This is a genomic window from Chitinophaga sp. 9-1-y, assembly GCF_059511905.2.
This window is the reverse complement of sequence record NZ_CM197955.1, coordinates 6,040,142-6,064,105: the sequence shown is the minus strand read 5'-3', so window position 1 is coordinate 6,064,105 and position 23,964 is coordinate 6,040,142. Positions and strand designations below refer to the sequence as shown.

Genomic DNA, 23,964 nt, shown 5'->3' with positions numbered 1-23,964 from the left:
GGACAGGATTAGACTGATTATACTGATTTTTATTTTTTTTATAAGATTTTGGGAGAAGAATGAAGCAACTTATTTGCTTATATCTTCTCCCATCTTTTTAAATCAAAAAATAAAAATCAGTATAATCAGTCTAATCCTGTCCTAAAACAAAACTGATGCTTTATTGCGACAAGCGCTTGAAGAACCAGATATCTCTTAAACTGAAGTTAAACACTGCATTCACATACGTTTCTTTTACCAGCGCAGGGCCGTTTTGTCCGCGTTGACCGGCTTCGAGGCCGATATAGTATCTTAATGCGCCATTTTTACTGGGTAAAGAAAAGCCCAATGACCCGGAGATATCTTTGATTTGTGTACTGCTTACTACCAGCGGAGACCTGTTATAAGCGAAACCTGCCTGTAATACAGTGCCTTCGTAGGTTTGGTTGTAGTACTGGCGTTTCAGCGTATATTCTACACCGGTAGAAAAACGATCACCATCCTGGTAACTATAGGTAGCGCCTTTTTCATTCAGGCTATTCCATAACTGGTGACGATAATCCGCTACCCAGGTGAAACTACCGTTGGTCAGCATAATACCCGCGCCATATTCAGCAGGTAATGTAAAGTAAGAAGGATCTTCATCTTTACTGTACATGGAAGTACCATTCTGATCTACAATGTTGAGTTTATCCTGTAGCTTCATTTTGGTTTGGAAGCGGTAAGTGGCGCCCAGTCCAAGTTGCCAGTCTTTACTGATTTTACCGGCATATTGCGCACCGGCCGTAAAGTTAGGCTTGAATCCATACCGGTTATGTTGTGTTTGTAAGGAATCGGAACCAACATACTGGGTGGTATTCAGCGGACCAAAAAGAAACGCGGTAGACACCCCTACAGAGAAGTTTTTATTCAGTTGGAAACCATTGGAGATATAAGCCCGGTTAAAACCACCGGTACCGGTAGTGGTAGCGGTAACTGGTGCCCCCGTGCCCGTTGTAAATTGTTGATTCAGCAGTTTGTAGTCTACTGTGCTGAAAGGCGTAATACCTGCGCTAATGCCCCAGAATTTTGCTGCTTTAAAGCCAAGTGCCAGCCTTTTAAAGTTTATATCACCGGCACTTTGTGAAATGCCGCTACCATTATAATTAATTTGTTGTGCTTTCAGTGATACGTCGAACATAAAGTTCTGGGTAGGTAAAGCACTGTAAGAGGCCGGGTTGAGTTCATTGAGGTAACCGTTGTGGCGCCGGGCAATGCCGGTACTTCCTAACCCGAAGTTGCGGCTGTAGTCCCTGTCTTCCAGGTCGCCTATACCATAGGCGGAGTAAATTGAATTAAGGCCGTGTTGTGCTTTTACTGCTGTACTGCACAACAGGAGTATAATAAAACCGCTATATATTTTGATTCGCATGAGTATCCTTTATTTGTACAACAGATAGTATAACTGTATTTTAGCCTTGTTCGCGGTGTTCTGCTGATCGCCGATCACCAGTCTGTCCATGGTCGTTCTGCCATCTGTAGCACTAGGCGTGAGCAGGAGGCCACGTGAATAAAAATCTGCGACGGTTTGCTCTTTAATAACATAATTGGTAATGTCGAAGGTATAGTTGGTGTTGACGTTAAACTGCTTGTCAATGGTAAGTTGACCATAAGTCAGGGTATCCGTGACATTGTTGTTCTTATCCAATTCACAAAGCGCTACCCTCGGCGGAAGCCGGTCGTTTATATACGTGCCATTCACCGGTTTCAGGGTCATATAAACCCTCATGATTTTGAAGAATTGTCCCAGGTAAGCAAGGTTCTTGATATAAGGAATATCAATACGTGTAGCCGTACCTGCTATAGGCTGACAAAAGCCCTGGTTACCGGTACTGGCAGTAGGCAATGATTTTACGGTACCATCGAATGGTGCCAGCGGTGTGCCGGTACGTACTGTTTTTACCTGGTTGAACTGCAGGTTAGATGCCTGCATTTTAAAGTCTACATACCGGGCGGTAACAATCTGTTCATTAATATGATAGTATAACCGCATCACGAGGCTCGTATCGTTTGCCCTGAACCCGTTGATGGTTTTGCTATCCGGACCACCCCGTACATTCAGGCCTTTGAAGAAAGCGAGCCAGGTTGGATTAGTGGTGATATCGCCACTTTGATCACGCAGCATATTGAATAACTGTGTACCCAACTGGTTAGACATATACGCCCTGATTTCTTTGTCAATACTTGGCCGTATAACTCCCTGGAAGCTACCGATAGGCGTGCTTTCTGTAGAAAAGTTGCTGGAGTTGTACAGGTAGTAAAAGTTAGTCGCCGTTTGTATGGTAGACGTCACCCGGTAAATCTGTAAGTGTTGTACCTGGTTGGAGTCGCCGGAGTAATAGCCGTTGGGGTGCATAATGAGCACCATGGAATCGTATCCGGAACCGTTAACCGGGATGGTTACCGCCGCTGGTTGTGCAATCTGGAAGAAAGACTGGGCGGCAGATGTGCCAAATATGGGATCTGTTCTTTTACCGGCCAGCAGTACTTCAGATCCGGAAGTAGGCATGGAGTCCTGCTGGATGGTCTTCATTTGTATAGACAGGGTATCAGAAAGTACATAGTCCGTTTGCTGATTGTTATCTACAATATTGTTATAGGTAAACCCTGTTTTCTGGCAGGAAGAGATGGCAGCCACCAATAAAAATGCCGGAAGATATCTCCATATACTTCCTTTTACGCGCCTGAAAAATAAATGATACATGGTATTGTTCATGGTGCGCAATTTTAGACAGGATCAATACTTTCAGTTCCTTTAATATGCCAATAGCCAAAATTTATCGATGAATTACGTAATATATCCTTTATGCCGCCAGTAGCGCGGGAAGAAGCATTTTCTGCCAAAGATTCCAACTGGTAGATGAAATAACGGTATCCGTCAGCTAAAATCAGGGGAACAGCTATTTCCTGTTTGCCGGAATGCTTCGGCGGATAATTTTGGCAGCAGTAAAAAGAACATGCTAATGCGATATTTAAAAGGTTATAGTTTATTATTGATGGCTTCCCTGGCAGCCTGTTCGAAAAGTTCAAACACCACTACATTGGTAGGAAACTGGATTAAACGTTCCGAGTTTGAAGGTGTTGCCAGAAATGCAGCTGCTTCTTTCGTAATTGATAATAAAGCCTATGTAGGAACCGGTTATGATGGACTTAACAGGTTAACAGACTTTTGGAGTTACAACGTGGACCAGGATCAATGGACACAGGTAAGTGCTTTCACTGGTCCGGGCCGGAGCAATGCAGTAGGAATGAGCATCAATGGAAAGGGCTATGTGGGTACTGGTACAGACGGACTAACCAAAATGAACGACTTCTACCAATATGACCCCGCTGCCAATCAATGGACTGTAAAGAAACCTTTCCCTGGTACGGGTCGTTATGGCGCAGTTGCTTTCGGACTGGGCACTAAAGGTTATATCGCTACTGGTTACGATGGTAACTGGTTAAAGGATAACTGGGCATATGACCCGGCTACCGATACCTGGGTACAGGCATTGAGCCTTCCCAGCGGTAAAAGACAGGATGCTTCCGTTTTCGTGATCAATAACAAGGCATATGTATGTATGGGTACGGCCAACAGCACCGCCGTCACCGACTTCTACGCTTTTGACGGTACCAACTGGGCTACCCTCAATGCTATTGCCAATGTAAACGATGACAGCTTCGATGATGCCTACAACTTTGCAGGTAGTGGCGCTGCTTCATTTGCTATTAAAGGTAAAGGATATGTGGTATCAGGTATTAAAGGCGGATTATCTGCAGCTACCTGGGAATATACGCCTGAAACAGATCGTTGGATACAGAAAACCGATTTCGAAGGCGCTGCCCGTCAATACTCCACCGGATTTTCAGTGAAAGACCGTGGCTTCGTAGTACTGGGCGTAAGCGGTACCCTTCAGTTGGATGATATGCGTGAATTGAATCCTACAGCAGAGTATAACAAAAATGACTAAGCGTAACATTATTATAGCTGGTATAGCAGTGCTGGCGTTAACATTTATTGCCTGGATAACTACCCGCGATAAAAAGGCCGCCAACCATGGTTCCGACATGCTGGCAGTAGTGGTGGAACCATTCGAAGTAAATGGGGGATGGGGCTACAAAGTAAATGTAGACGGACATACCTACATTTATCAGAACATAGTGCCAGGCGTTGCAGGAAACCGCGTTTTTCACAGCAAAGAAAATGCATTGCGCGTGGGAAATGTGGTGGCAGATAAGTTAACGCACCATAAAATTCCCGCCATGACACAGCAGGAATTGATCAACATGCACATTACCGAAGCAGAATAATTTTATTCAGCTATTTCAGTTGCTTTACTGTAGGATGGTTTCTTCTTAAAGAATATCTTATCCTACAGTAAGGCATTGCTATGTCCGGCATTTTAATTGGATTTTAATATCATTATTAAATTTAACAATCCCTTATACAGGATTAACATATTTTAACACAAGCCTAACCCTATCTGGTGTAAGTTTATCGCATCAAATAACAGGATGCTAAATTTTAAACGGATCATCAGAAGTCGTCCCTTCCTCATTTCGCTGCACGTCCTTGGATGGGCATGTTTTTTATTTTTCCCGTTTTTCATTTACCGGATACAGATTTTACATACCGGTTTTTTTATCAAGGAGTTGATAGATAATCTCTTTTTGATTGGTATTTTTTATTTGAATATTTATGTGCTGATTCCCCGGTTTTTTAATGGGAAGAAGATTGCCATATACCTTTGCAGTATCGCGTTACTCATCGTTTTTATCACGGCGCAGCAAGCATCTCTCAACTATTATTTCTTCAGAAAATATGGACATCGTCAGCCACCTATGATGGCGTTGCGGATGGATAAAAAAATTAACAACGGAACAGTAACATCTGGACGCTTTCCACCGTTTCACCAACGGCTTTTGGAGATAGCTGACGAAAGCGGCGCCGGGTCAATGGCTGTACCGGCATCTGCCAATGCTGACAAAGGGTTACATATAGACAGTTTACATGCCACCACCGCAGCTTTTCCGGCGCTCCCACTGATGGAACCGGATGCTCCCACTATCCTGGAGTATCTTTTCTTCCCGGAGGTGCTTCGCAGATCCGGGTTTTTCGCGCTCCTGATGTTATTCATGAGCGGGTTTATAAAGATTGCACTGGAGTGGTTTAAAAGTGAAAAGCAGCGGGAGGAGCTGAAAGTAGAGAAATTGAATGCGGAATTAAAATTTTTAAAGTCGCAGATTAATCCTCACTTCCTTTTTAACTGTCTAAACACCATTTACTCATTGGCTCATAAGCAGTCAACGCAAACAGAGCATGCTATTTTGAAGTTGTCAACCATTATGCGGTACATGATTTATGAGTCCAATGAAGCGAGGGTGTTGCTGTCACAGGAATTAAGGTACCTGCACGACTACATAGAAATACAACGATTACGGTTGCCAAAAGATATTGACATTAATTACCAGTTAAACGGGGAAGCAGATCGTTTGCAGATAGAACCCATGTTACTGGTCCCTTTTGTGGAAAATGCCTTCAAACATGGCATCAGTTACACCGAAGATTCTTTTATTGATATAGATGTTACGACAACGGAAAATATGATCAGGTTAATCGTCCGGAATAGTCACTTTAAAGAACGGGTGGCAGAAAGGGGAGGAATAGGCCTGGACAATGTATTGAAACGGTTGGAATTGCTCTATGAAAACGAGCATGAGATTAATATCAGGGAAACGGAAAACCAATTTATTGTAGATCTTAAAATTGTGTTGAAAAAATGATGAAGTGTATTGCAGTGGATGACGAGCCGCTGGCGCTGGAAATCATGGAAGATTACATTCGTAAAGTTCCATTCCTGACATTGGCGGGCAAATTCGAAAATGCTGCTACCGCCTTGCGATTCATACAGGATGAACCGGTAGACCTGGTGTTCCTGGATATTAAAATGCCCGATATTACCGGCATTCAGTTCCTGAAATCGCTTAAATATCCTCCCATGGTGGTATTTACTACTGCTTACGGTGAGTATGCGCTGGATGGCTTTAATCTCGATGTGGTAGATTATCTCCTGAAGCCTGTACCATTTGAGCGCTTTCTGAAGGCTGCGGCTAAAGCTAGTGAAACGTGGTCGGTAAGCCAGCAAAAAAGTCTGAGCGCCGGAAATAATGCCCTGCCTATGGATGCCACCTGGGTAAATGATTACATCTTCATTAAAACAGAGTACAAGATTATTAAAATCAACCTGGAAGATATTCTTTTCATTGAAGCACTGAAAGACTATACGAAGATCTATACACATAACCTGCCGGTACTGACCCTGCGGAGTCTTAAATCATTCGAAACCCGGCTGCCAGCCGATAAATTTATCCGGGTACACCGGTCCTACCTGGTTTCTCTCAATAAAATCAATTGCGTGGAGAAAAACACGGTCATGATCGCGAATCAGTCGATTCCCATCTCTGATGGTTACCGCGACCGGTTCTATGACGTCATTAACCGGAATTCCTAAGAGGAAATTACGAATTACGAATTACGAATTACGGATATATGGGTAGATGGTAGCGAATATCTTTCGCGTTTACTATCTACCCATATATCCGTAATTCGTAATTCGTAATTCGTAATTCGTAATTCTTTCAGCTTTCTGCTTTTTTTCCGATCTTCGCTCTCTTTTTAATACCACCATACCACCATTAATTATTATTCTTTTATCAAAAACCACCAACATTGGAAAGAATATATTTCGACAACGCAGCAACCACATCGCTGGACCCGGCAGTGCTAGAAGCAATGCTGCCGTTTATGACGGAAAAATTCGGTAACCCTTCCTCTATTTATTCTTATGGTAGAGAATCGAGACTAGGTATCGAAAATGCACGTAAATCAGTCGCCAAAACACTGAATGCTCATCCCGGAGAGATCTTCTTTACTTCCGGCGGTACAGAAAGCAGCAATACAGCCATTAATGCTGCGGTAAAGGACCTTGGCTGCAAGCACATCATTTCTTCGCCTATTGAGCACCATGCCACCCTGCACACCGTAGAATACCTGCACCATCACGATGGCGTAGCACTCTCTTTTGTGAATGTATTACCAAGTGGCCATATCGATATGGATCACCTGCGCGAACTGCTGCAGAACTCCACCGAAAGATGCCTGGTAACGCTCATGCACGCCAACAACGAAATTGGTAACCTGCTGGATATACACGCAGTGGGTAACCTCTGCAAGGAGTTTGACGCCATTTTCCATTCAGATACCGTACAAACGGTAGGGCACTATCCATTTGACCTGCGTAACACGCCAGTACACTTTATTACCGGCGCTGGTCATAAATTCCATGGTCCTAAAGGAGTGGGTATTCTTTATATCAATGAAAATGTAAAAATTACGCCGTTCATCCAGGGGGGCAGCCAGGAACGCAATATGCGCGCTGGTACTGAAAACCTGTATGGTATCATCGGATTTGCGAAGGCGCTGGAAATTGCTACTGCTGAGCACGAAGCACACAGCACCTACATCAATGGCCTGCGTATGTATATGGCAGAACAACTGCAAAAGCATATTCCAGGTATCGTAGTCAACGGCGATCTGCACGGTCGTAGCCTGTATACCGTATTAAACGTAGGGTTCCCTAAGTCAGAGAAAAGTGAAATGATCCTGTTTAACATGGACATTAATGGTATCTGCGCTTCCGGTGGCAGTGCCTGTACTTCCGGCGCAAATGCGGGATCTCACGTTATTCGCGCCATCAACAGCAACCCTAACCTGATTGCGGTGCGCTTCTCCTTCTGCAAAAACAATACAAAAGAAGAAGTAGATAAGGTAGTAGCAAAATTGCAGGAACTGATATAAAGAGGAGCAGAAAGCTGAAAGCAGAAAGCAAAAAGCTATAAAAGCGAATGACCGAAGCGATTATGAAAATAATTTACGCTTCGGTCATTCGCTTTTATAGCTTTTTGCTTTCTGCTTTCAGCTTTCTGCTCTCTTAATGCATGAATTCTTTAATATCCTGCATAATTCTTTTCGCGATATTATCCGCGGTGGTTTCATTCTGGCTTTCAGCGTAAATGCGGATAATGGGTTCGGTATTGGAAGTACGGAGGTGTACCCAGTCTTTATCGAACTCAATTTTCAGCCCATCTTCAGTATTTAAAGGTTGGTTTTTATACTTCACCTTAATTTTTTCGAAGATCGTTTTTACGTCGACCCCTTTATCCAGCTCAATTTTATTTTTAGAGATGAAATAATCAGGATAGCTGTTGCGCAATGCTTTGATGCTTTTTTTGCTGTGGGCGAGGTGACTCAGGAAAAGACCAATGCCAATCAGCGCATCACGGCCATAGTGCAGGTCTGGAACAATGATACCACCATTGCCTTCCCCGCCGATTACTGCGTGGGTATCTTTCATCTTCTTTACCACATTTACTTCACCTACCGCTGAAGGGGTATATTGACCGCCATGTTTCAGGGTAATGTCTTTCAATGCCTGTGTGGAAGACATATTGGAAACCGTGTTGCCTTTTCTTTTACTTAAAACGTAATCAGCTACGGCTACCAGGGTGTACTCTTCCCCAAACATGCTACCATCTTCGCAAACAAAGCAAAGACGATCCACATCCGGATCTACAGCGATACCCAGGTCCGCTTTGGATTTATTCACTTCGTTGGAGAGCGCCGTCAGGTTTTCTGCCAGCGGTTCCGGATTGTGGCTGAATTTACCATTCACTTCCGCAAACAATACTTCTACTTCTTCCACACCCAATGCTTTTAACAAAGGCGGAACAAATAAAGCGCCGGTAGAGTTTACCGCGTCTACCACGATCTTGAAATTACGCGCCTTAATGGCCGGAACATCTACCAGTGGATAGTTTACCACCAGGTCTACATGTTTCTGTAAATAAGAGTCATCTACAGTGTAGGTACCCAGCTTATTTACGTCCGCGAAGTTGAAATCTTCCCGTTCTGCAATGTCCAGCAGCTGTGCGCCATCATCCCCGGAAATAAATTCGCCTTTACTGTTCAGTAATTTCAGCGCATTCCATTCTTTCGGATTATGACTGGCAGTAAGAATAATACCGCCGGCGGCATTTTCCATGGTCACCGCCAGCTCTACGGTAGGCGTGGTAGAAAGACCGAGGTCTACTACATCAAAACCCAATCCGTTCAGGGTGGATACTACCAGGTTTTTTACCATTTCGCCGGAAATACGACCATCACGGCCTATTACCACTTTACGGTTGTCTGTTGCATGGCTGAGCCAGGTGCCATATGCCGCCGTGAATTTTACCACATCTAATGGAGAAAGTCCCTCGCCGGGCTTACCGCCTATGGTTCCGCGTATGCCGGATATCGATTTGATCAGTGCCACAAGATTCTGTTTTTAAGGAAGGCAAATATAAAAAAATCCATTCCAGAAATCCTAATTATGAATAGAAGAACAAAGAGCCGAAAGCTGAAAGCAGAAAGCAAAAAGCTATTGTAGCGGAGATCTATCCGGGTATATTAATTATAATCGCTCAAATCTCCGCTACAATAGCTTTTTGCTTTCAGCTTTCGGCTTTTTCGATATATTTGCAGCTACGCTTTTAAAAAAACAGCTATACGTTACATGCAATACTCGTGGAAGAATATACCCCGGTATATTCGTTATGTGTTTGTTCAAACGCTTTACCTCTTCCTGCTGATGGTAATGTTCAGGGCGATTTTTTACCTGTTCTTCTTCAAAACTACCATCACAGACCACGCTGCAATCATGAAAGCCTGGAACCTGGGATTACGGTTCGATATGAGGCTTACGCTGTACCTGATGATCCCTATATTGCTGCTGGCGCTGATTACACGTAATAAATTCTTTACGTCTAAAGCAATACGGAATACCAACTTCATATATTTCTTCCTGGTTTACCTGTTACTCACCCTGCTGTATATCCTGGACCTTGGTCACTATGATTACCTCGGCCAACGCCTGGATCCTTCCGTGTTAAGGTTCCTGGCCAAAGGAGAAAGAGCCGATAACGCCCGTATGGTGTGGCAAAGTTATCCGGTGGTAAGAGGTGCTTTGGGTATTTTCATCTTCATGTTTCTCGTGTATCGCCTGCAGAAGGCTACCTGGAAAAGATTTGCCGCCCAACCGGTTATTTACCTCCGCAACTGGCCTTTTACAGGCTATACCATTGGAATGGTACTGCTTTTTGCTGCCGGCATCTATGCCAATATCGCCTATTTCCCGCTGCGCTGGAGCCAGGCCATGTTTACCCGCGACAATGGCGTAACCAGCCTCGGACTCAACCCCATCCTGTACTTTGTGTCCAATTTTTCCGTAAAAGGGGATACTTACGATTTGCAGGCCACCAAAAAATATTATCCGGCCATCGCCAACTACCTGAAGGTGGACAATGCCAATACTGATAGCCTGAACTATGTACGTACTACCGCCGGAGACGCCACCAGGCCTAAGCTCAATGTAGTGCTTGTGATGCTGGAATCTACCGGTGCAGCTGTTACCAGTATGTACGGCAATCCCATGCAGGCTACGCCTAATATGAAGCGACTGGCCGACAGCGGTATCCTGTTTAAGAATTTCTATGTACCGGCCATCAGTACCGCCAAAACGGTATTTGGGGTGCACACGGGCTTACCCGATATTACGACGGTGAAAACGGCCAGCCGTCACCCTAAAATGCTCGATCAACGCATTGTGATGGACCAGTTCAAAGGGTATGATAAACTATACCTGCTGGGTGGAAATACCAACTGGGCCAATATCCGGGCTGTATTTACCAACAATGTGGAGGGTATCCGTATTTATGAAGAAGGCATGTATAAGGCTGCCAAAGCGGATGTATGGGGCGTTTCCGACTACGACCTGATCACTGAGGCCAGCGGTATCTTTAAAGAAAATAATGATAAGAAGCAACCCTTCGTGGCTTTCCTGCAACTGGCAGATAACCACCCTCCTTACACTACTACTACCGGCGCAGGAGATTTTAAAAAGCTGACAGAGAAAGATATTGACATGAAGCAGTTCAAAAAATCGGGCTTTGTGTCAATCGATCAGTTTAATGCGTTGCGGTATGAAGATTATAACGTAGGACACCTCATCGATATGGCCCGCAAAGATGGGTATCTTGATAACACCGTCTTCATGTTTTTTGGCGACCATAATTGTGTATTGAATCCATACAGCTTTATGCCATTGCCGGAATATGAGCTGGCTACCGGTGGGGTACATGTAACGGCCTTCATGTATAGTCCTAAACACCTTGCACCACAGCAAATCACTACACCCGGCAGTTTACTGGATGTATATCCTACTATGGCAAAAATGGTGGGTATGCCTTATAAAAACTATACATTGGGGGTGGATCTGTTCGATAGTACCCGTGTAGATAATAAATATGTATTCATGGCGTATCTGCGCAATCAGATGCCTTTTTATGCTTGCCTGGGGGATCGTTATCTCTATGAGATCAACCAGATCACCAATGCAACAGCCATGTATGATCTGAAAGGAGATCCGCTGAAGAACATACAGGCTCAACAGCCAGATACCGCAAAAAGCCTTGATAATTTAACACGGGGCTTTTACGAAAGCACCCGATATTTGATGTTTAATAATAAAAAATAGCTATTGGTGATTGGTGGTTAGTATTGCTAAAAACGCCAACAGCTATCAGCTAATCGCTTTATGGAAATAGATAAGCTTTGGTTTAAGGATTGGTTTAATTCTCCTTACTATCATTTGTTGTACAACAACCGCGATGATCGGGAAGCAGCAGCTTTCATCGATAAATTGCTGGCTTACCTGCAACCGGCTCCAGACGCTGAAATGCTGGATGTAGCCTGTGGCAGGGGACGACATGCCAAATACCTGGCAGATAAAGGATATTATGCTACCGGAATTGATCTTTCCATTGAAAGTATTAATGCTGCCAAAAAACTGGAAAACGATCACCTGAGCTTTTTCCAACACGATATGCGCTTACCGTTTTGGGTAAATTATTTCGATGTAGTATTCAATTTCTTCACCAGCTTTGGTTACTTCGAATCACAACGGGATAACGATAATGCGTTACGTACCCTGGCCAATGCCCTGAAACCCGGTGGCAAACTGGTGCTGGATTATCTCAATAGTAATTATGTAGCCGCTCACCTGGTACAAGATGAAGTGAAAGAAAAGGAGCAGGTGGTATTTGATATCCGCCGGGAACTGAATGATCATAAATTCAGAAAGCAAATCAGTATTCTCGATAAAGAAAAAATGCGTCGCGCTACCTATACAGAAAGCGTAAATGCCTTCACCAGGGAAGATTTTGAGAAGATGTTTGCCAAACAGGGACTTAAAATAATAGAAATATTCGGCGACTATCACTTTAACAGTTATGATGAGCAGCGTTCGCCACGACTGATCCTCATAGCTACAAAATCATAGCCATGCTTGAATCAATACTTAAGGAAGATCTCAGGTTATTTCTTCATATAAACGGCCAATGGCATAATGCGGTTCTTGATGTGGTACTGCCTTTTATGCGGGAACCTTTCGTGTGGGCGCCTTTATACCTGTTTCTTGGCCTGTTTGTTACCATTAACTACGGCTGGAAAGGATTGTTCTGGATCCTTTTTTTCCTGTTATGTTTTGGGGTGGCAGACCAAAGCAGCCTGTTTCTGAAAAGCGCTATCGGAAGGGTACGGCCCTGCCGGGATCCGATCGTATCGCACTACGCCCGTGTGTTGGTGGTATACTGTCCCATGAGTGGTAGCTTTACTTCCAACCATGCCGCCAATCATTTTGCGCTGGCTACTTTTTGTTTCATAACTTTAAAATCAGCATTTCGCCGGTATACCTGGTTATTCTTTGCATGGGCCGCAATTATTGGCTATGCACAGATATACGTAGGGGTACACTATCCGCTGGACGTACTCGGAGGTGCGTTGATCGGTATGTTAATCGGCCTGCTCAGCGGTAGTTTCTTTCAACGCCGCATAAGGCTGGAGCCTGAACTCACAACATGAACTGGAACTATCTGATATTAATACTGGCAGCTACTATTGTTGGTGGGATCATCCCTATGACAGTAAAGCGTATTCATGCCAATTTCTCTATTTATCTGCTGGCCTTTACCGGGGCCTTCCTGTTTGGGGTGATTATTATGCACCTCCTGCCGGAAGTATACCATGAGCTGGGGCATCAGGCAGGTGTGTACATTGTAGCCGGATTTTTTCTGCAGGTATTCCTGCAGCAGCTGTCGCATGGCATGGAACATGGGCATACGCATGTTGCGCAGGAACAACACCATCATCATATTGCGGTAGCACCGCTGCTGCTGGGACTTTCCATCCATGCTTTTATGGAGGGTATTCCTTTGGGCTTCAAATATGACGATCAATCCGCACTGCCTTCGCTGATGGCGGGGGTGGCAGCACATAAAATACCGGAAGCATTAACACTGATGACCGTGATGATGCATGCAAATAAAAAACGGTCGCAACTCTGGCAGATATTGGTGGCTTTTGCACTGGTAACGCCATTGGCCGCTATCCTGGCAGGATGGCTGGGCAGCCGTTTTGAGATTGTACAACATTACCTGTTATATGTGGTGGCGCTGGTAGTAGGGGCATTTTTGCACATTTCCACTACTATTTTTTATGAAAGTGGTACCAAACATCATGAACTCAGCAGGAAAAAGGTGATGGCAATCGCCGTAGGACTGCTTTTGGCATTTCTTACCCTGATATTTGAATAATTTTTTATTTTTAGGCTTTATATATGGAAGTCGTCATTATCCTCATCCTTATTTTATTGAATGGCCTGTTCTCGATGTCCGAGATTGCAATGGTCTCGGCCCGGAAGATCCGTTTGGAAAACCAGGCCAATAAAGGGGATGAAAAAGCAAAAGCCGCTTTAAAGCTGGCTAATAATCCGGACACCTTTCTTTCTACCGTGCAAATCGGTATTACCCTGATCGGTATTTTAACGGGTATCTATTCAGGCGAGAACATCAAAACTGATGTGATGGCCTGGCTCAATACATTTCCCGTTATACAACCCTATAGCAGCATTGTGGCTACTGCCATCATTGTGGTAACCATTACCTACTTCTCTATGGTACTGGGTGAACTGGTGCCTAAACGCATTGGACTGGCCAAACCGGAAGCGATTGCCAAAATCATGGCAAAACCTATGCAGGTGCTTTCCTGGCTTACCTTTCCTTTCATCTGGTTGCTGTCGGCTTCCACAACGGTACTGGTAAAATTATTTAACCTGAAGTCCGGTGAGTCGCACGTTACAGAAGAAGAAATTAAAGCCATTATCAACGAAGGCACCAATTCCGGTGCCATCGAGGAAACAGAGCAGGAGATCATCGAAAGGGTATTCCACCTCGGCGACCGTAATATCACCTCGCTGATGACCTACCGCAATGATATTACCTGGCTGGATATTAATGAAGTAACCGGTGGATATCACCAGAAGATTCACGAGAGCCTGCATTCAGTATATCCTGTTTGCGATGGACAAATAGATAGCATCAAAGGCGTTATTACCATCAAAGACCTGTATTCAGTAGCCGGTAAATCAGTGCCGCTGGCGGATATTATCCGTAAACCACTGTTCGTTCCGGAGAATAATACCGCTTACCAGGTACTTGAGAAGTTTAAGGAAACCCATTTTCATGCGGCTTTCATTGTGGATGAGTATGGTACTTTTCTGGGAATGATTACCCTGAACGACATCCTGGAAGCCATTGTGGGCGATATGCCGGAAACTGCCGAAAGTGATGATTATGAAATGGTGCTGAGAGAAGACGGTACCTGGCTGGTAGATGCACAGATTCCATTTTATGATTTCCTGGAAGAATTTGATAAAGAAGACTGGATGACCGAGTTTGAGCAGGATTTTGATACCCTGGCCGGTTTCATTCTTCATCACCTGGAACATATTCCTCAAACCGGCGAAAAGTTCATCTGGCGAGACTTTACATTTGAAATAGTGGACATGGATGCACATCGTATAGATAAAGTACTGGTTACACCGCCAACATCACAGGAAGAAGAATAAAGCGAAGTCCCCCAAAAGAAAAACCGTAATGACCGCATGCGTAATTACCCGTAATTCGTGCAGGAACGTTGTTATTTATTTGGATAAATCTAGCTTTATGCTAATTTTGAGCACTTTTTTACATATACAAATAATTTAATTTAAGATAAAATGGTTGCAATAGGAAGTAAGGCACTGTCGCTGGATGAAGTGAACAGGGTTCTTTTGGGCGGAGAAGAGCTGACATTGGAAACAGCCGCGCTGCAGCAAGTGGAAGCTAGTTTTCTATTCCTTGAGAAATTTTCAGCAAAAAAACTGATCTACGGCATCAACACCGGTTTTGGTCCGATGGCCCAGTATCGCATCAGTGATGAAGATACCTTCCAGTTACAATTTAACCTGATCCGCAGCCATAGCTCCGGTACCGGTAAATGTATGTCACCCCTGCACACCAAGGCGCTCATGATTGCCCGGTTGAGCAGTTTTATGCAGGCTCATTCCGGTATCCATCCGGAAGTAGTGCATCTCCTGAAAGACCTGATTAATAAAAACGTATATCCCTGTGTGTTTGAACATGGTGGCGTAGGCGCCAGCGGCGACCTCGTACAGCTGGCCCACCTGGCGCTGGTATTGATTGGTGAAGGAGAAGTATGGTATGAAGATAAATTTCAGCCTACGGCAGAAGTATTTGCCAGACTGAATCTGAAGCCGATCGGTATTCATGTGAGAGAAGGACTGGCCATTATCAATGGTACTTCTGCTATGACAGGGGTAGGATTGGTAAACCTGATTGAAGCAAAGAAGCTCCTGGGTTGGTCAGTAGTATTGTCTGCCATGATCAATGAAATAGTAGAAGCTTTTGATGACCATCTCTCTGCAGAACTTAATGCTGTAAAGAAGCATGAAGGTCAGCAGCAAATTGCGGCTAAAATGAGAGAAATCCTGGTAGGCAGCAAAATGGTGCGCCATCGTCCGGACCATCTCTATAAAGAACTGGAAGAAGAGATTTTTAAAGATAAAGTACAGGAATACTATTCCCTGCGCTGTGTGCCACAGATCCTGGGCCCCGTATACGATACATTGGCACAGGCAGAAAAACTGGTGGTGCAGGAATTGAATTCTGTGAGCGATAACCCGGTAGTAGATCACCACCTGGAAAATGTTTTCCACGGCGGTAACTTCCATGGCGATTATGTCTCACTGGAAATGGACAAAATAAAAATTGCCATTACCAAATTATCTATGCTCGCAGAAAGACAATTGAACTACCTGTTAAATGATAAATTGAATCATAAGTTTCCACCGTTTATGAATCTGGGAAAACTTGGCTTCAATTTTGGAATGCAGGGCGTTCAGTTTACGGCTACGTCAACAGTGGCAGAGAATCAGACATTGTCGTTCCCGATGTACGTGCATAGCATTCCGAATAACAATGACAACCAGGATATTGTGAGCATGGGCTGTAATGCTGCTATCATGACCAGCAAGGTGATAGAAAATACTTTCCAGGTATTGGCGATACAGGTAATGACGATGTTACAGGCAGTAGACTACCTGAATTGTCAGGACCGTCTGGCGGGCTTCTCACATAAAGTATACCAGGAAGTAAGGGCAATATTTCCTAAATTTATTGAAGACAGCCCTCGTTATAAAGACCTGCAGAAAATCAAAGAATACCTGCTGAATAACGTGCCAGTAGAGTTTTAATAGCGATAACGCGTAATTCGTAATTTGTAATTCGTAATTCATGAAATGTGCATTAGTAACAGGAGGGTCCAGGGGAATAGGCAGGGCAGTTTGTATAAAAATGGCCGAAGCAGGTTATCATATACTTATCAACTACAAAGGCAATGAAGCGGCTGCATTGGAAACCCTGGAAGCGGTAAAAGCTAAAGGCAGTACCGGTGAACTGTTACCATTTAATGTGGGAGATGCCGCAGAAGTACAACAGGTACTGGGCGGATGGGTAGAAAATAATAAAGATCAGCAGATAGAAGTCCTGGTAAATAATGCAGGTATTCGCGAAGATTCCCTGATGTTCTGGATGAATGAAGCGCAGTGGGGAAATGTATTGAACATCAGTTTGAATGGCTTCTTTAATGTTACCAAGCAGGTATTGAATAGCATGTTATTAAAGCGTTACGGACGTATTATTAACATGGTGTCCCTGTCTGGTATTAAAGGCTTGCCGGGTCAAACCAATTATTCCGCTGCCAAAGCGGGTGTAATTGGTGCTACCAAAGCCCTGGCACAGGAAGTAGCTAAAAGGGGCGTCACCGTTAATGCGATTGCGCCGGGATTTATTAAAACAGATATGACGGCAGAACTCAATGAAAAGGAACTGGCCGCGCAGGTACCCATGAATCGTTTTGGTACACCGGAAGAAGTAGCGGAAGCAGTAGCTTTCCTGGCTTCCCGGTCGGCAGGTTATATTACAGGAGAGGTGCTGAATATCAATGGAGGGTTGCACACGTAATTGCGTCAATATACAGAGCTAACGGCTAAACGCTAAAAGCTACAAGCTTATGAATAGAGTAGTGATCACTGGAATGGGAATCTACTCTTGCATTGGAAAAGATATGCAGGAAGTCAGAGATTCATTGTATCAGGGCAAATCTGGTATTGTGCTGGATCCCGAGAGAAAAACTTTTGGTTACCGGTCAGGATTAACAGGGTATATAGAAAGACCAGAGCTGAAAGGATTAGTTGACCGCCGGGCCAGGCTTATGATGCCTGAGCAGGCGGAATTTGCCTATATGGCTACCCGTGAAGCCCTCGCGCAATCGGGCATTACACAAGAATACATTGACTCCACACCTATAGGCCTTTTATATGGCAACGATAGCTCCGCAAAACCAGTGGTGGAAGCCAATGATATTATGCGGGCGAAGAAAGATACCATGCTGGTAGGTTCTGGTTCGGTTTTCCAGACCATGAACTCCACCGTGAATATGAACCTGGCCACCATTTTCAAGCTCCGGGGTGTTAACTTTTCCGTGAGCGCGGCCTGTGCCAGTGGTTCCCATGCTATTGGTATGGGATATATGTTTATCCGCAACGGGATGCAGGATGCCGTGATTTGCGGTGGCGCCCAGGAGGTAAACGTATATGCCATGGGCAACTTTGACGCCATTGCGGCATTTTCTGTCCGCGAAAGTGATCCTACAAAGGCATCTAGGCCATTTGACCGCGACCGCGACGGGCTGGTGCCCAGCGGCGGCGCCGCTACCGTAATCCTGGAAAGCCTGGAATCGGCCCAGCGCAGGGGGGCTACTATTTTGGGAGAAGTACTGGGTTATGGTTTCTCCTCCAACGGAGCACATATCTCCAACCCAACCGTAGATGGTCCGGTACGTTCCCTGGAAATAGCCCTGAAAGATGCCGGCCTTCAACCCGGCGACATTGAATATATCAATGCACACGCCACCTCCACCCTGGCAGGGGATGCCAGCGAAGCCAAAGCCATTCATGAGGTATTTGGTGCGTCCAGACCCTACGTGAGCTCTACCAAATCTATGACAGGGCATGAGTGCTGGATGGCAGGCGCCAGCGAAATTGTTTATTCCATGCTCATGATGAGGGACGGATTCATTGCCCCCAACATCAACCTGGAAAACCCCGACGACGATGCGGCCAGATTGAATATTGTAACCAGTACAATTAATAAAAATTTTAATATATTTTTGTCAAACTCTTTCGGTTTTGGAGGAACAAACTCCTCTCTTATCGTAAAGGGGTGGAACGGATAGTAAATATTCTTAACTTTGGCACCTGGATCAGGATCGTTAGACCAACTAAGATGTAATAACCAAATTTTAAAACGACCTATATCTGATTTCGCACTTTATGGACATTAAAAAGATAATAACTGTTACGAATACGTTTCTGGTAGAGGAGTTTGAAGCAAACCCCGAATTAATTAAGCCTGAAGCAAATATGAAATCCACACTGGATCTTGACAGTCTGGATTATATTGATATGGTGGTAGTGATAGAAGATAACTTCGGATTTAAAGTGAATCCGGAAGACTTCCAGGCGATCATTACTTTCCAGGATTTCTACGACTATGTAGCCACTCGTGTACAACAAAAAGAATTGGTGTAATGCCTTCCTGGCAAGGAAAGTCAAAAGGAAGCAAGTTTGGATATAGTTGTTTTGTTTTCCTGCTGCAGCATGGAGGAGTAATGCCAGCTTATCTGTTGCTAAGGTTCGTGGCTTTCTATTTCTTTGCATTTTCCTGGAGCTCCTCAAAACCTCTCTACAATTATTTCCGTACAAAAATTGGATACGGCCGGTGGCGCACCTGGTTGAGCCTTTACCGTAATTATCATGTATTCGGTCAAACACTGATCGATAAGGTAGTGGTAATGGCGGGTATACGCAATAAGTTCACCTTTGAATTTGAGGGGGAGCACTACCTGCGTGAAATGATTGCCGGCGGTAAAGGCGGCATCTTACTGAGTGCTCACCTGGGCAACTGGGAAGTAGCCGGACACCTGTTTAAACGCCTCCAAACCCGGATTAATATTGTCATGTTTGACGGTGAACACCAGCGGATTAAAGATTACCTGTCTGGCGTTACCGGCGACCGTAATATGAATATTATTGTCATTAAAGACGACCTGTCACATATCTACGCCATTAATGAAGCGCTGAGTAACCAGGAAATGGTGTGCATGCATGCCGACCGTTTTCTGCCAGGCAATAAAACCCTCACCACTTCCTTTTTGGGGCAGGATGCCCGTTTCCCCCTGGGTCCCTTTTTGCTGGCCGCTACCTTCCGGGTACCGGTTTCCGTAGTATTTGCCTTCAAAGAATCCGCTACCCATTACCATTTCTATGCTACCGAACCCCGCCAGTATCACGGCCGCCGCAATCAGGGCGTGGAAACTTCACTCCGGGATTTTGTGGACCGGGTAGAAGAAAAAGTACAGCGCTACCCGGTACAATGGTTTAATTATTACGATTTTTGGGAATAATGCGTGTTTTTACTGTTAATAATTTCGTATAATTCTTTTTATTTCGTGTTTCATATTTAATAATAACTTGTGCAGATGTTTATTCATACCGATGATATAACCGCATACATACCACAGCGTACACCTATAGTAATGATTAGTGGTATCCTGGAGGTCAATGGCCCGCTAACCCGCACAGGGCTCCATATTGCACCCGATAATATTTTTGTGGAGAATGGAGTACTCACGGCCCCCGGCCTGATGGAAAACATCGCCCAAACTGCCGCCGCCCGCATTGGTTATATCGCCAAACAAGAGAATAGCCCCGTGCCACTGGGATTTATTGGCGCTGTGAAAGACCTGGAAATCCTGGAACTCCCGCCAGCAGGACAAATGATTGAAACTACCACAGAAATAGGCGGAGAAGTATTTAATGCTACCATGGTAACTGGTAAAGTGATGTTTGAGGGACGTGTCATGGCGCAATGCGAAATGAAAATCTTTATCAATCCCATAATATAACATTCATATGAACTGTAGAAAATTTATCGCCCTTCCCCTGATGGTTTTAGGCATGTTCGCAACGGACGCCCATGCTCAGAAATTGAAAAACTTCCTGGAAAATAAAGACTCTTCCTTCACCTACCTGGGAGCAGACTTTACCCAAACCAGACTGATTGGTGACGCCGGTGCTAAAACAAAAGACATCGTGGATCGTGATCTGACTAACCTCAATCAGACCCTCGTAAATGAACAAAAGAAATACGATATCCCCGGCGCGTTTCATCGTGATAAATATAATACCAGTATCACGGTAGTGAATAAACGTAATGAAGCCATCAACCCGGATGCTTTTAAGTCAGATGAATCCGCTGATTTCGAAAGACTGAAACCAGAAGATATTACCAAACTGGTAAAAGGATACGATTTGTCCGGTAAACACGGCGTTGGCTTCTTAATCGTGGTAGAAGCACTGAATAAAACCACCAAAAGCGCTGCCATGTGGGTAACCCTGATCGACATGGATCGTAAAAACGTACTGATGACAGAACGTTATGTAGGTAAAGGCAACAAAATTTCTTTCGGATGGAAGAATTACTGGCTGGCTACCTTTAAAGATGTTCTCGACGACGTAAACGATGATTATAGCAAACTGAAAACTAAATATGCAGATGCTAAAGACGCAGAAGAAGAGAAACCAGTAGAAGCTAAAAAAGAAGCTAAAACCGGCGTGGCTACTAAAGAAACAAAGAAATCAGCTAAGAAGAAAGGATAAATCATGACACTCACTGCATGCACCAACATACTGATCAGATTTAATGAGGCAGATCCGCTGGGAATAGTATGGCACGGGCATTATGTGCGGTATTTCGAAGATGGTAGAGAAGCTTTCGGTGAAAAATACGGACTCCGCTACCTGGATATTTTTGAAAAAGGTTACACCGTGCCGGTCGTAAATGTACAATGTGACTACAAACGCTCTTTGCGATATGGCGATAGAGTAGTAGTAGAAACCAGGTATATAGATGATATGGCCGCCAAAATAAAATTTGAGTATATTCTTACCAATCCGGCAACAGGTGAAATAGTGGCAAAAGGTTCTTCTGTACAGGTATTCCTGGATAAAGAAACTTCTTCACTGCAACTGATCACCCCTTCTTTTTTCACGGAATGGAAAAAAGCACACGGACTGGTATTATGAAGGGTAATATGCAACAGGTATATGTAGTAGCGGATAATATTGTGGGGCCTTTAGGCAGTACTACCCGGGAAAATTTTGACCAGGTGTTACAAGGCAACAGTGGCATAAGACTGCACGACCAGGCAGCTTATGCCGCTGCTCCGTTTTATGGCGCCATGATGGCGCCAGGTCAGCTGGATACCTATACCGCTGCGTATAACATTGCCGGATACACCACTTTTGAAAAACTGTTGGTAGCGTCTGTACAGGATGCCCTGCAACAAACCGGTATCTCTTTAACAGACCATCGTACCGGGCTGCTGGTATCTACTACCAAAGGAAATATTGCCTTGCTGGAACAACAGCCGGCAGGAGCGCCACTGCCATTGGCGGATATGCAGTTATATACAACTGCTGCCAAAGTAGCCGCTCATTTCAATGCCGCTAACCAGCCCATGGTGATCAGCAGTGCCTGTATCTCCGGATTGGTAGCTATTTTAACCGGTAAACGGCTCATTGAATCCGGGCGCTACGATCACGTTGTAGTAACCGGGGCAGATGTACTCACCCGCTTTGTATTGTCCGGGTTTCAGTCGTTCCAGGCAGTAAGTCCCCAACCCTGCAAACCCTTCGATGCCAAGCGCAGCGGGGTGACGTTGGGCGAAGGCGCTGCTACCGTTGTTCTGAGCAGGAACAGCCACAACGCAGCCTTTTCATTGGGCGCCGGCGCCATCAGCAACGACGCCAATCATATTTCAGGACCTTCCCGTACCGGTGAAGAACTGGCTGCCGTGATGCAGCTGGCGGTAAAAGGAAGCGGGCTAACCAACGCCGATATCGGATTTGTATCCGCCCACGGCACCGCCACCCTGTATAACGATGAAATGGAAGCAAAAGCATTACATCATGCCGGTTTACAAGACGTGCCGGTGAATAGCCTCAAGGGATACTACGGCCACACCCTCGGTGCTGCCGGTCTTATTGAAGCCATCATCAGCATGCAGGCCATGAAAGCCGGTGTAGTATTGCCAACAAAAGGATATGAAAACGCCGGCGTAAGTATGCCGGTTAATGTGAATAATACCCTGCTGCATACACCATCAGCGCACTTCCTGAAAACAGTGTCAGGTTTTGGTGGATGTAATGCAGCCATGGTTTTTAATCTTAACAGCTAAACAAGTTATTGTCGTGTTTAATAAAGAAACTAAAACAGCACTGGAAGCAAAAGAAGCCGCATTACGTCTGGCATTTGCTCCTGTTGCTTTCCAGGCTACCAGGGCATTGCGTGATATGGGCATTTTAACCGCAGTGAGCAACAGCCGTTCTGCAGGTATCACCATTGAGGAAATCATGGAGCAAACCAAGATGTCGCGCTATGCAGTAAGAGTATTGCTGGAAGCAGGTTTAGGGATGGAACTGGTGATCGTAAACGACAAACGGTATACCCTCACAAAAACCGGCTACTTTATTTTACACGACCAGCTGACCCGTATTAATATGGACTTTTCCCAGGACATCTGCTATAAAGGCATGAATCACCTGCAGGAAAGCCTGATAGAAGGAAAGCCCGCCGGTTTGCGTGAACTCGGTCCCTGGGACACTATCTATCCCGGACTGTCACTGCTGCCACCTGAAGTAGGTAAAAGCTGGTTCGACTTCGACCACTACTACTCTGATCTGGCTACGCCTGCCGCCCTGGATATTGTTTTCGAAAAACATCCGAAACGCCTGCTCGATATTGGTGGCAACACCGGTAAATGGGCGCTGGCCTGCACGGCCAAAGATCCGGATGTAGAAGTAACGATTTTCGATTTACCCGGTCAGGCTGGCCTGGCACAACAAAAAATGAAAGATGCCGGTGTAGAAAACCGCGTACATTTTCATATTGCCAACATCCTGCATGAGGAATTGCCTTTCCCACAAGGCTTTGACGCCATCTGGATGAGCCAGTTCCTGGATTGCTTCTCTGAAGCGGAAATAGTATCTATCCTGAAACGTTGCCGCGAAGCGCTCAACGAAGATGGCATTGTATACATCCTGGAACCATTCTGGAACCGCCAGCAGTTTAAATCTGCGGCTTTCTGCCTGCAGCAGACATCCCTGTATTTTACAGCGATGGCCAATGGTAACAGCCAGATGTATCATACCGATGATTTCTTCCAATGTATTGAAGACGCCGGGTTACAGATCATCGAAGAAAATGATCAGATGGGGATGAACTATACGTTGCTGAAATGTAAAAAGAAGTAAACCTTTAATCATATAATCTACAACTCCCAAAATC

23 protein-coding genes are annotated in these 23,964 nt (G+C 44.8%); 20 read left to right on the top strand and 3 right to left on the bottom strand.

What is annotated here, in order from left to right; all coding sequences use genetic code 11:
• Positions 1-160: 160 nt before the first annotated feature.
• On the bottom strand, positions 161-1,390 hold the full coding sequence (gene bamG, locus AC5ZC7_RS23855; RefSeq protein ID WP_496158524.1) for a BamG family beta-barrel-assembly machinery protein: 1,230 nt from the start codon (positions 1,388-1,390) through the stop codon (positions 161-163).
• 9 nt (positions 1,391-1,399) lie between these two features.
• Positions 1,400-2,734: a DUF4270 family protein gene (locus AC5ZC7_RS23850; RefSeq protein ID WP_496158525.1), complete on the bottom strand. Its 1,335-nt coding sequence runs from the start codon at positions 2,732-2,734 to the stop codon at positions 1,400-1,402.
• Between the two features lie 247 nt (positions 2,735-2,981).
• On the opposite strand from AC5ZC7_RS23850, the gene AC5ZC7_RS23845 reads away from it, so the two are divergent.
• The 5 genes from AC5ZC7_RS23845 (at position 2,982) to AC5ZC7_RS23825 (ending at position 7,858) form a co-directional block, all read left to right on the top strand.
• Complete coding sequence (locus AC5ZC7_RS23845; protein WP_496158526.1) at positions 2,982-3,971, top strand: Kelch repeat-containing protein; 990 nt, start codon at positions 2,982-2,984, stop codon at positions 3,969-3,971.
• A complete protein-coding gene (locus AC5ZC7_RS23840; RefSeq protein ID WP_496158527.1) occupies positions 3,964-4,311 on the top strand; it encodes a DUF4907 domain-containing protein in 348 nt (115 codons plus the stop codon). Before AC5ZC7_RS23845 ends, AC5ZC7_RS23840 begins: the two co-directional genes overlap by 8 nt.
• Positions 4,312-4,515: 204 nt before the next feature.
• Entirely contained in the window at positions 4,516-5,784 is a 1,269-nt protein-coding gene (locus AC5ZC7_RS23835; RefSeq protein WP_496158528.1) for a histidine kinase, read from the top strand.
• Positions 5,781-6,512, top strand: a complete 732-nt coding sequence (locus tag AC5ZC7_RS23830; protein WP_496158529.1) for a LytTR family transcriptional regulator DNA-binding domain-containing protein — start codon at positions 5,781-5,783, stop codon at positions 6,510-6,512. Before AC5ZC7_RS23835 ends, AC5ZC7_RS23830 begins: the two co-directional genes overlap by 4 nt.
• Before the next feature lie 218 nt (positions 6,513-6,730).
• Positions 6,731-7,858 (top strand): aminotransferase class V-fold PLP-dependent enzyme, encoded by a 1,128-nt coding sequence (locus AC5ZC7_RS23825; RefSeq protein ID WP_496158530.1) that lies wholly within the window; start codon positions 6,731-6,733, stop codon positions 7,856-7,858.
• Positions 7,859-7,991: 133 nt separating this feature from the next.
• Here AC5ZC7_RS23825 and glmM read toward each other — a convergent pair whose 3' ends face one another.
• A complete protein-coding gene (glmM, locus tag AC5ZC7_RS23820) occupies positions 7,992-9,374 on the bottom strand; it encodes a phosphoglucosamine mutase (protein ID WP_496158531.1) in 1,383 nt (460 codons plus the stop codon).
• 240 nt (positions 9,375-9,614) lie between these two features.
• On the opposite strand from glmM, the gene AC5ZC7_RS23815 reads away from it, so the two are divergent.
• From AC5ZC7_RS23815 to AC5ZC7_RS23745, 15 genes are all read left to right on the top strand, one after another.
• A complete protein-coding gene (locus AC5ZC7_RS23815; RefSeq protein WP_496158532.1) occupies positions 9,615-11,633 on the top strand; it encodes a sulfatase-like hydrolase/transferase in 2,019 nt (672 codons plus the stop codon).
• A gap of 60 nt (positions 11,634-11,693) precedes the next feature.
• The gene (locus AC5ZC7_RS23810; protein WP_496158533.1) at positions 11,694-12,437 is read left to right on the top strand and encodes a methyltransferase domain-containing protein; all 744 of its coding nucleotides are present in this window, start codon (positions 11,694-11,696) and stop codon (positions 12,435-12,437) included.
• 2 nt (positions 12,438-12,439) lie between these two features.
• Entirely contained in the window at positions 12,440-13,018 is a 579-nt protein-coding gene (locus tag AC5ZC7_RS23805) for a phosphatase PAP2 family protein (protein ID WP_496158534.1), read from the top strand.
• Complete coding sequence (locus tag AC5ZC7_RS23800; RefSeq protein WP_496158535.1) at positions 13,015-13,749, top strand: ZIP family metal transporter; 735 nt, start codon at positions 13,015-13,017, stop codon at positions 13,747-13,749. The genes AC5ZC7_RS23805 and AC5ZC7_RS23800 overlap by 4 nt, the downstream gene beginning before the upstream one ends.
• Before the next feature lie 23 nt (positions 13,750-13,772).
• Entirely contained in the window at positions 13,773-15,062 is a 1,290-nt protein-coding gene (locus AC5ZC7_RS23795) for a CNNM domain-containing protein (RefSeq protein ID WP_496158536.1), read from the top strand.
• 150 nt (positions 15,063-15,212) lie between these two features.
• Complete coding sequence (gene flxA / locus AC5ZC7_RS23790; protein WP_496158537.1) at positions 15,213-16,748, top strand: flexirubin biosynthesis tyrosine ammonia-lyase FlxA; 1,536 nt, start codon at positions 15,213-15,215, stop codon at positions 16,746-16,748.
• 40 nt (positions 16,749-16,788) lie between these two features.
• Positions 16,789-17,517, top strand: coding sequence for a flexirubin biosynthesis SDR family reductase FlxB (flxB, locus tag AC5ZC7_RS23785; protein ID WP_496158538.1), 729 nt, complete (start codon positions 16,789-16,791; stop codon positions 17,515-17,517).
• A gap of 49 nt (positions 17,518-17,566) precedes the next feature.
• A complete protein-coding gene (locus AC5ZC7_RS23780) occupies positions 17,567-18,790 on the top strand; it encodes a beta-ketoacyl synthase N-terminal-like domain-containing protein (RefSeq protein ID WP_496158539.1) in 1,224 nt (407 codons plus the stop codon).
• Between the two features lie 187 nt (positions 18,791-18,977).
• Entirely contained in the window at positions 18,978-19,145 is a 168-nt protein-coding gene (locus AC5ZC7_RS23775; RefSeq protein ID WP_511911274.1) for an acyl carrier protein, read from the top strand.
• Positions 19,145-20,020, top strand: coding sequence for an LpxL/LpxP family acyltransferase (locus AC5ZC7_RS23770; RefSeq protein WP_496158541.1), 876 nt, complete (start codon positions 19,145-19,147; stop codon positions 20,018-20,020). The genes AC5ZC7_RS23775 and AC5ZC7_RS23770 overlap by 1 nt, the downstream gene beginning before the upstream one ends.
• Positions 20,021-20,095: 75 nt before the next feature.
• Positions 20,096-20,521: an ApeP family dehydratase gene (locus AC5ZC7_RS23765; protein WP_496158542.1), complete on the top strand. Its 426-nt coding sequence runs from the start codon at positions 20,096-20,098 to the stop codon at positions 20,519-20,521.
• A 7-nt stretch (positions 20,522-20,528) separates the two neighbouring features.
• Positions 20,529-21,275 (top strand): hypothetical protein, encoded by a 747-nt coding sequence (locus AC5ZC7_RS23760; protein ID WP_496158543.1) that lies wholly within the window; start codon positions 20,529-20,531, stop codon positions 21,273-21,275.
• A gap of 3 nt (positions 21,276-21,278) precedes the next feature.
• Entirely contained in the window at positions 21,279-21,701 is a 423-nt protein-coding gene (locus AC5ZC7_RS23755; protein ID WP_496158544.1) for a thioesterase family protein, read from the top strand.
• Positions 21,671-22,855, top strand: a complete 1,185-nt coding sequence (locus AC5ZC7_RS23750; RefSeq protein ID WP_496158545.1) for a beta-ketoacyl synthase N-terminal-like domain-containing protein — start codon at positions 21,671-21,673, stop codon at positions 22,853-22,855. Before AC5ZC7_RS23755 ends, AC5ZC7_RS23750 begins: the two co-directional genes overlap by 31 nt.
• Positions 22,856-22,868: 13 nt before the next feature.
• Entirely contained in the window at positions 22,869-23,930 is a 1,062-nt protein-coding gene (locus AC5ZC7_RS23745; RefSeq protein WP_496158546.1) for a methyltransferase, read from the top strand.
• Positions 23,931-23,964 lie beyond the last annotated feature (34 nt).

Bases quoted from the DNA above. Each gene is read 5' to 3' on its own strand.
- AC5ZC7_RS23770 (WP_496158541.1), top strand. From the start codon at position 19,145: ATGCCTTCCTGGCAAGGAAAGTCAAAAGGAAGCAAGTTTGGATATAGT.
- bamG (WP_496158524.1), bottom strand. From the start codon at position 1,390: ATGCGAATCAAAATATATAGCGGTTTTATTATACTCCTGTTGTGCAGT.
- AC5ZC7_RS23765 (WP_496158542.1), top strand. From the start codon at position 20,096: ATGTTTATTCATACCGATGATATAACCGCATACATACCACAGCGTACA.
- AC5ZC7_RS23845 (WP_496158526.1), top strand. From the start codon at position 2,982: ATGCGATATTTAAAAGGTTATAGTTTATTATTGATGGCTTCCCTGGCA.
- AC5ZC7_RS23840 (WP_496158527.1), top strand. From the start codon at position 3,964: ATGACTAAGCGTAACATTATTATAGCTGGTATAGCAGTGCTGGCGTTA.
- AC5ZC7_RS23800 (WP_496158535.1), top strand. From the start codon at position 13,015: ATGAACTGGAACTATCTGATATTAATACTGGCAGCTACTATTGTTGGT.
- AC5ZC7_RS23815 (WP_496158532.1), top strand. From the start codon at position 9,615: ATGCAATACTCGTGGAAGAATATACCCCGGTATATTCGTTATGTGTTT.
- AC5ZC7_RS23760 (WP_496158543.1), top strand. From the start codon at position 20,529: ATGAACTGTAGAAAATTTATCGCCCTTCCCCTGATGGTTTTAGGCATG.
- flxA (WP_496158537.1), top strand. From the start codon at position 15,213: ATGGTTGCAATAGGAAGTAAGGCACTGTCGCTGGATGAAGTGAACAGG.
- AC5ZC7_RS23835 (WP_496158528.1), top strand. From the start codon at position 4,516: ATGCTAAATTTTAAACGGATCATCAGAAGTCGTCCCTTCCTCATTTCG.
- AC5ZC7_RS23805 (WP_496158534.1), top strand. From the start codon at position 12,440: ATGCTTGAATCAATACTTAAGGAAGATCTCAGGTTATTTCTTCATATA.
- AC5ZC7_RS23850 (WP_496158525.1), bottom strand. From the start codon at position 2,734: ATGAACAATACCATGTATCATTTATTTTTCAGGCGCGTAAAAGGAAGT.
- AC5ZC7_RS23755 (WP_496158544.1), top strand. From the start codon at position 21,279: ATGACACTCACTGCATGCACCAACATACTGATCAGATTTAATGAGGCA.
- AC5ZC7_RS23750 (WP_496158545.1), top strand. From the start codon at position 21,671: ATGGAAAAAAGCACACGGACTGGTATTATGAAGGGTAATATGCAACAG.
- AC5ZC7_RS23775 (WP_511911274.1), top strand. From the start codon at position 18,978: ATGAAATCCACACTGGATCTTGACAGTCTGGATTATATTGATATGGTG.
- AC5ZC7_RS23795 (WP_496158536.1), top strand. From the start codon at position 13,773: ATGGAAGTCGTCATTATCCTCATCCTTATTTTATTGAATGGCCTGTTC.
- AC5ZC7_RS23810 (WP_496158533.1), top strand. From the start codon at position 11,694: ATGGAAATAGATAAGCTTTGGTTTAAGGATTGGTTTAATTCTCCTTAC.
- flxB (WP_496158538.1), top strand. From the start codon at position 16,789: ATGAAATGTGCATTAGTAACAGGAGGGTCCAGGGGAATAGGCAGGGCA.
- AC5ZC7_RS23780 (WP_496158539.1), top strand. From the start codon at position 17,567: ATGAATAGAGTAGTGATCACTGGAATGGGAATCTACTCTTGCATTGGA.
- AC5ZC7_RS23830 (WP_496158529.1), top strand. From the start codon at position 5,781: ATGATGAAGTGTATTGCAGTGGATGACGAGCCGCTGGCGCTGGAAATC.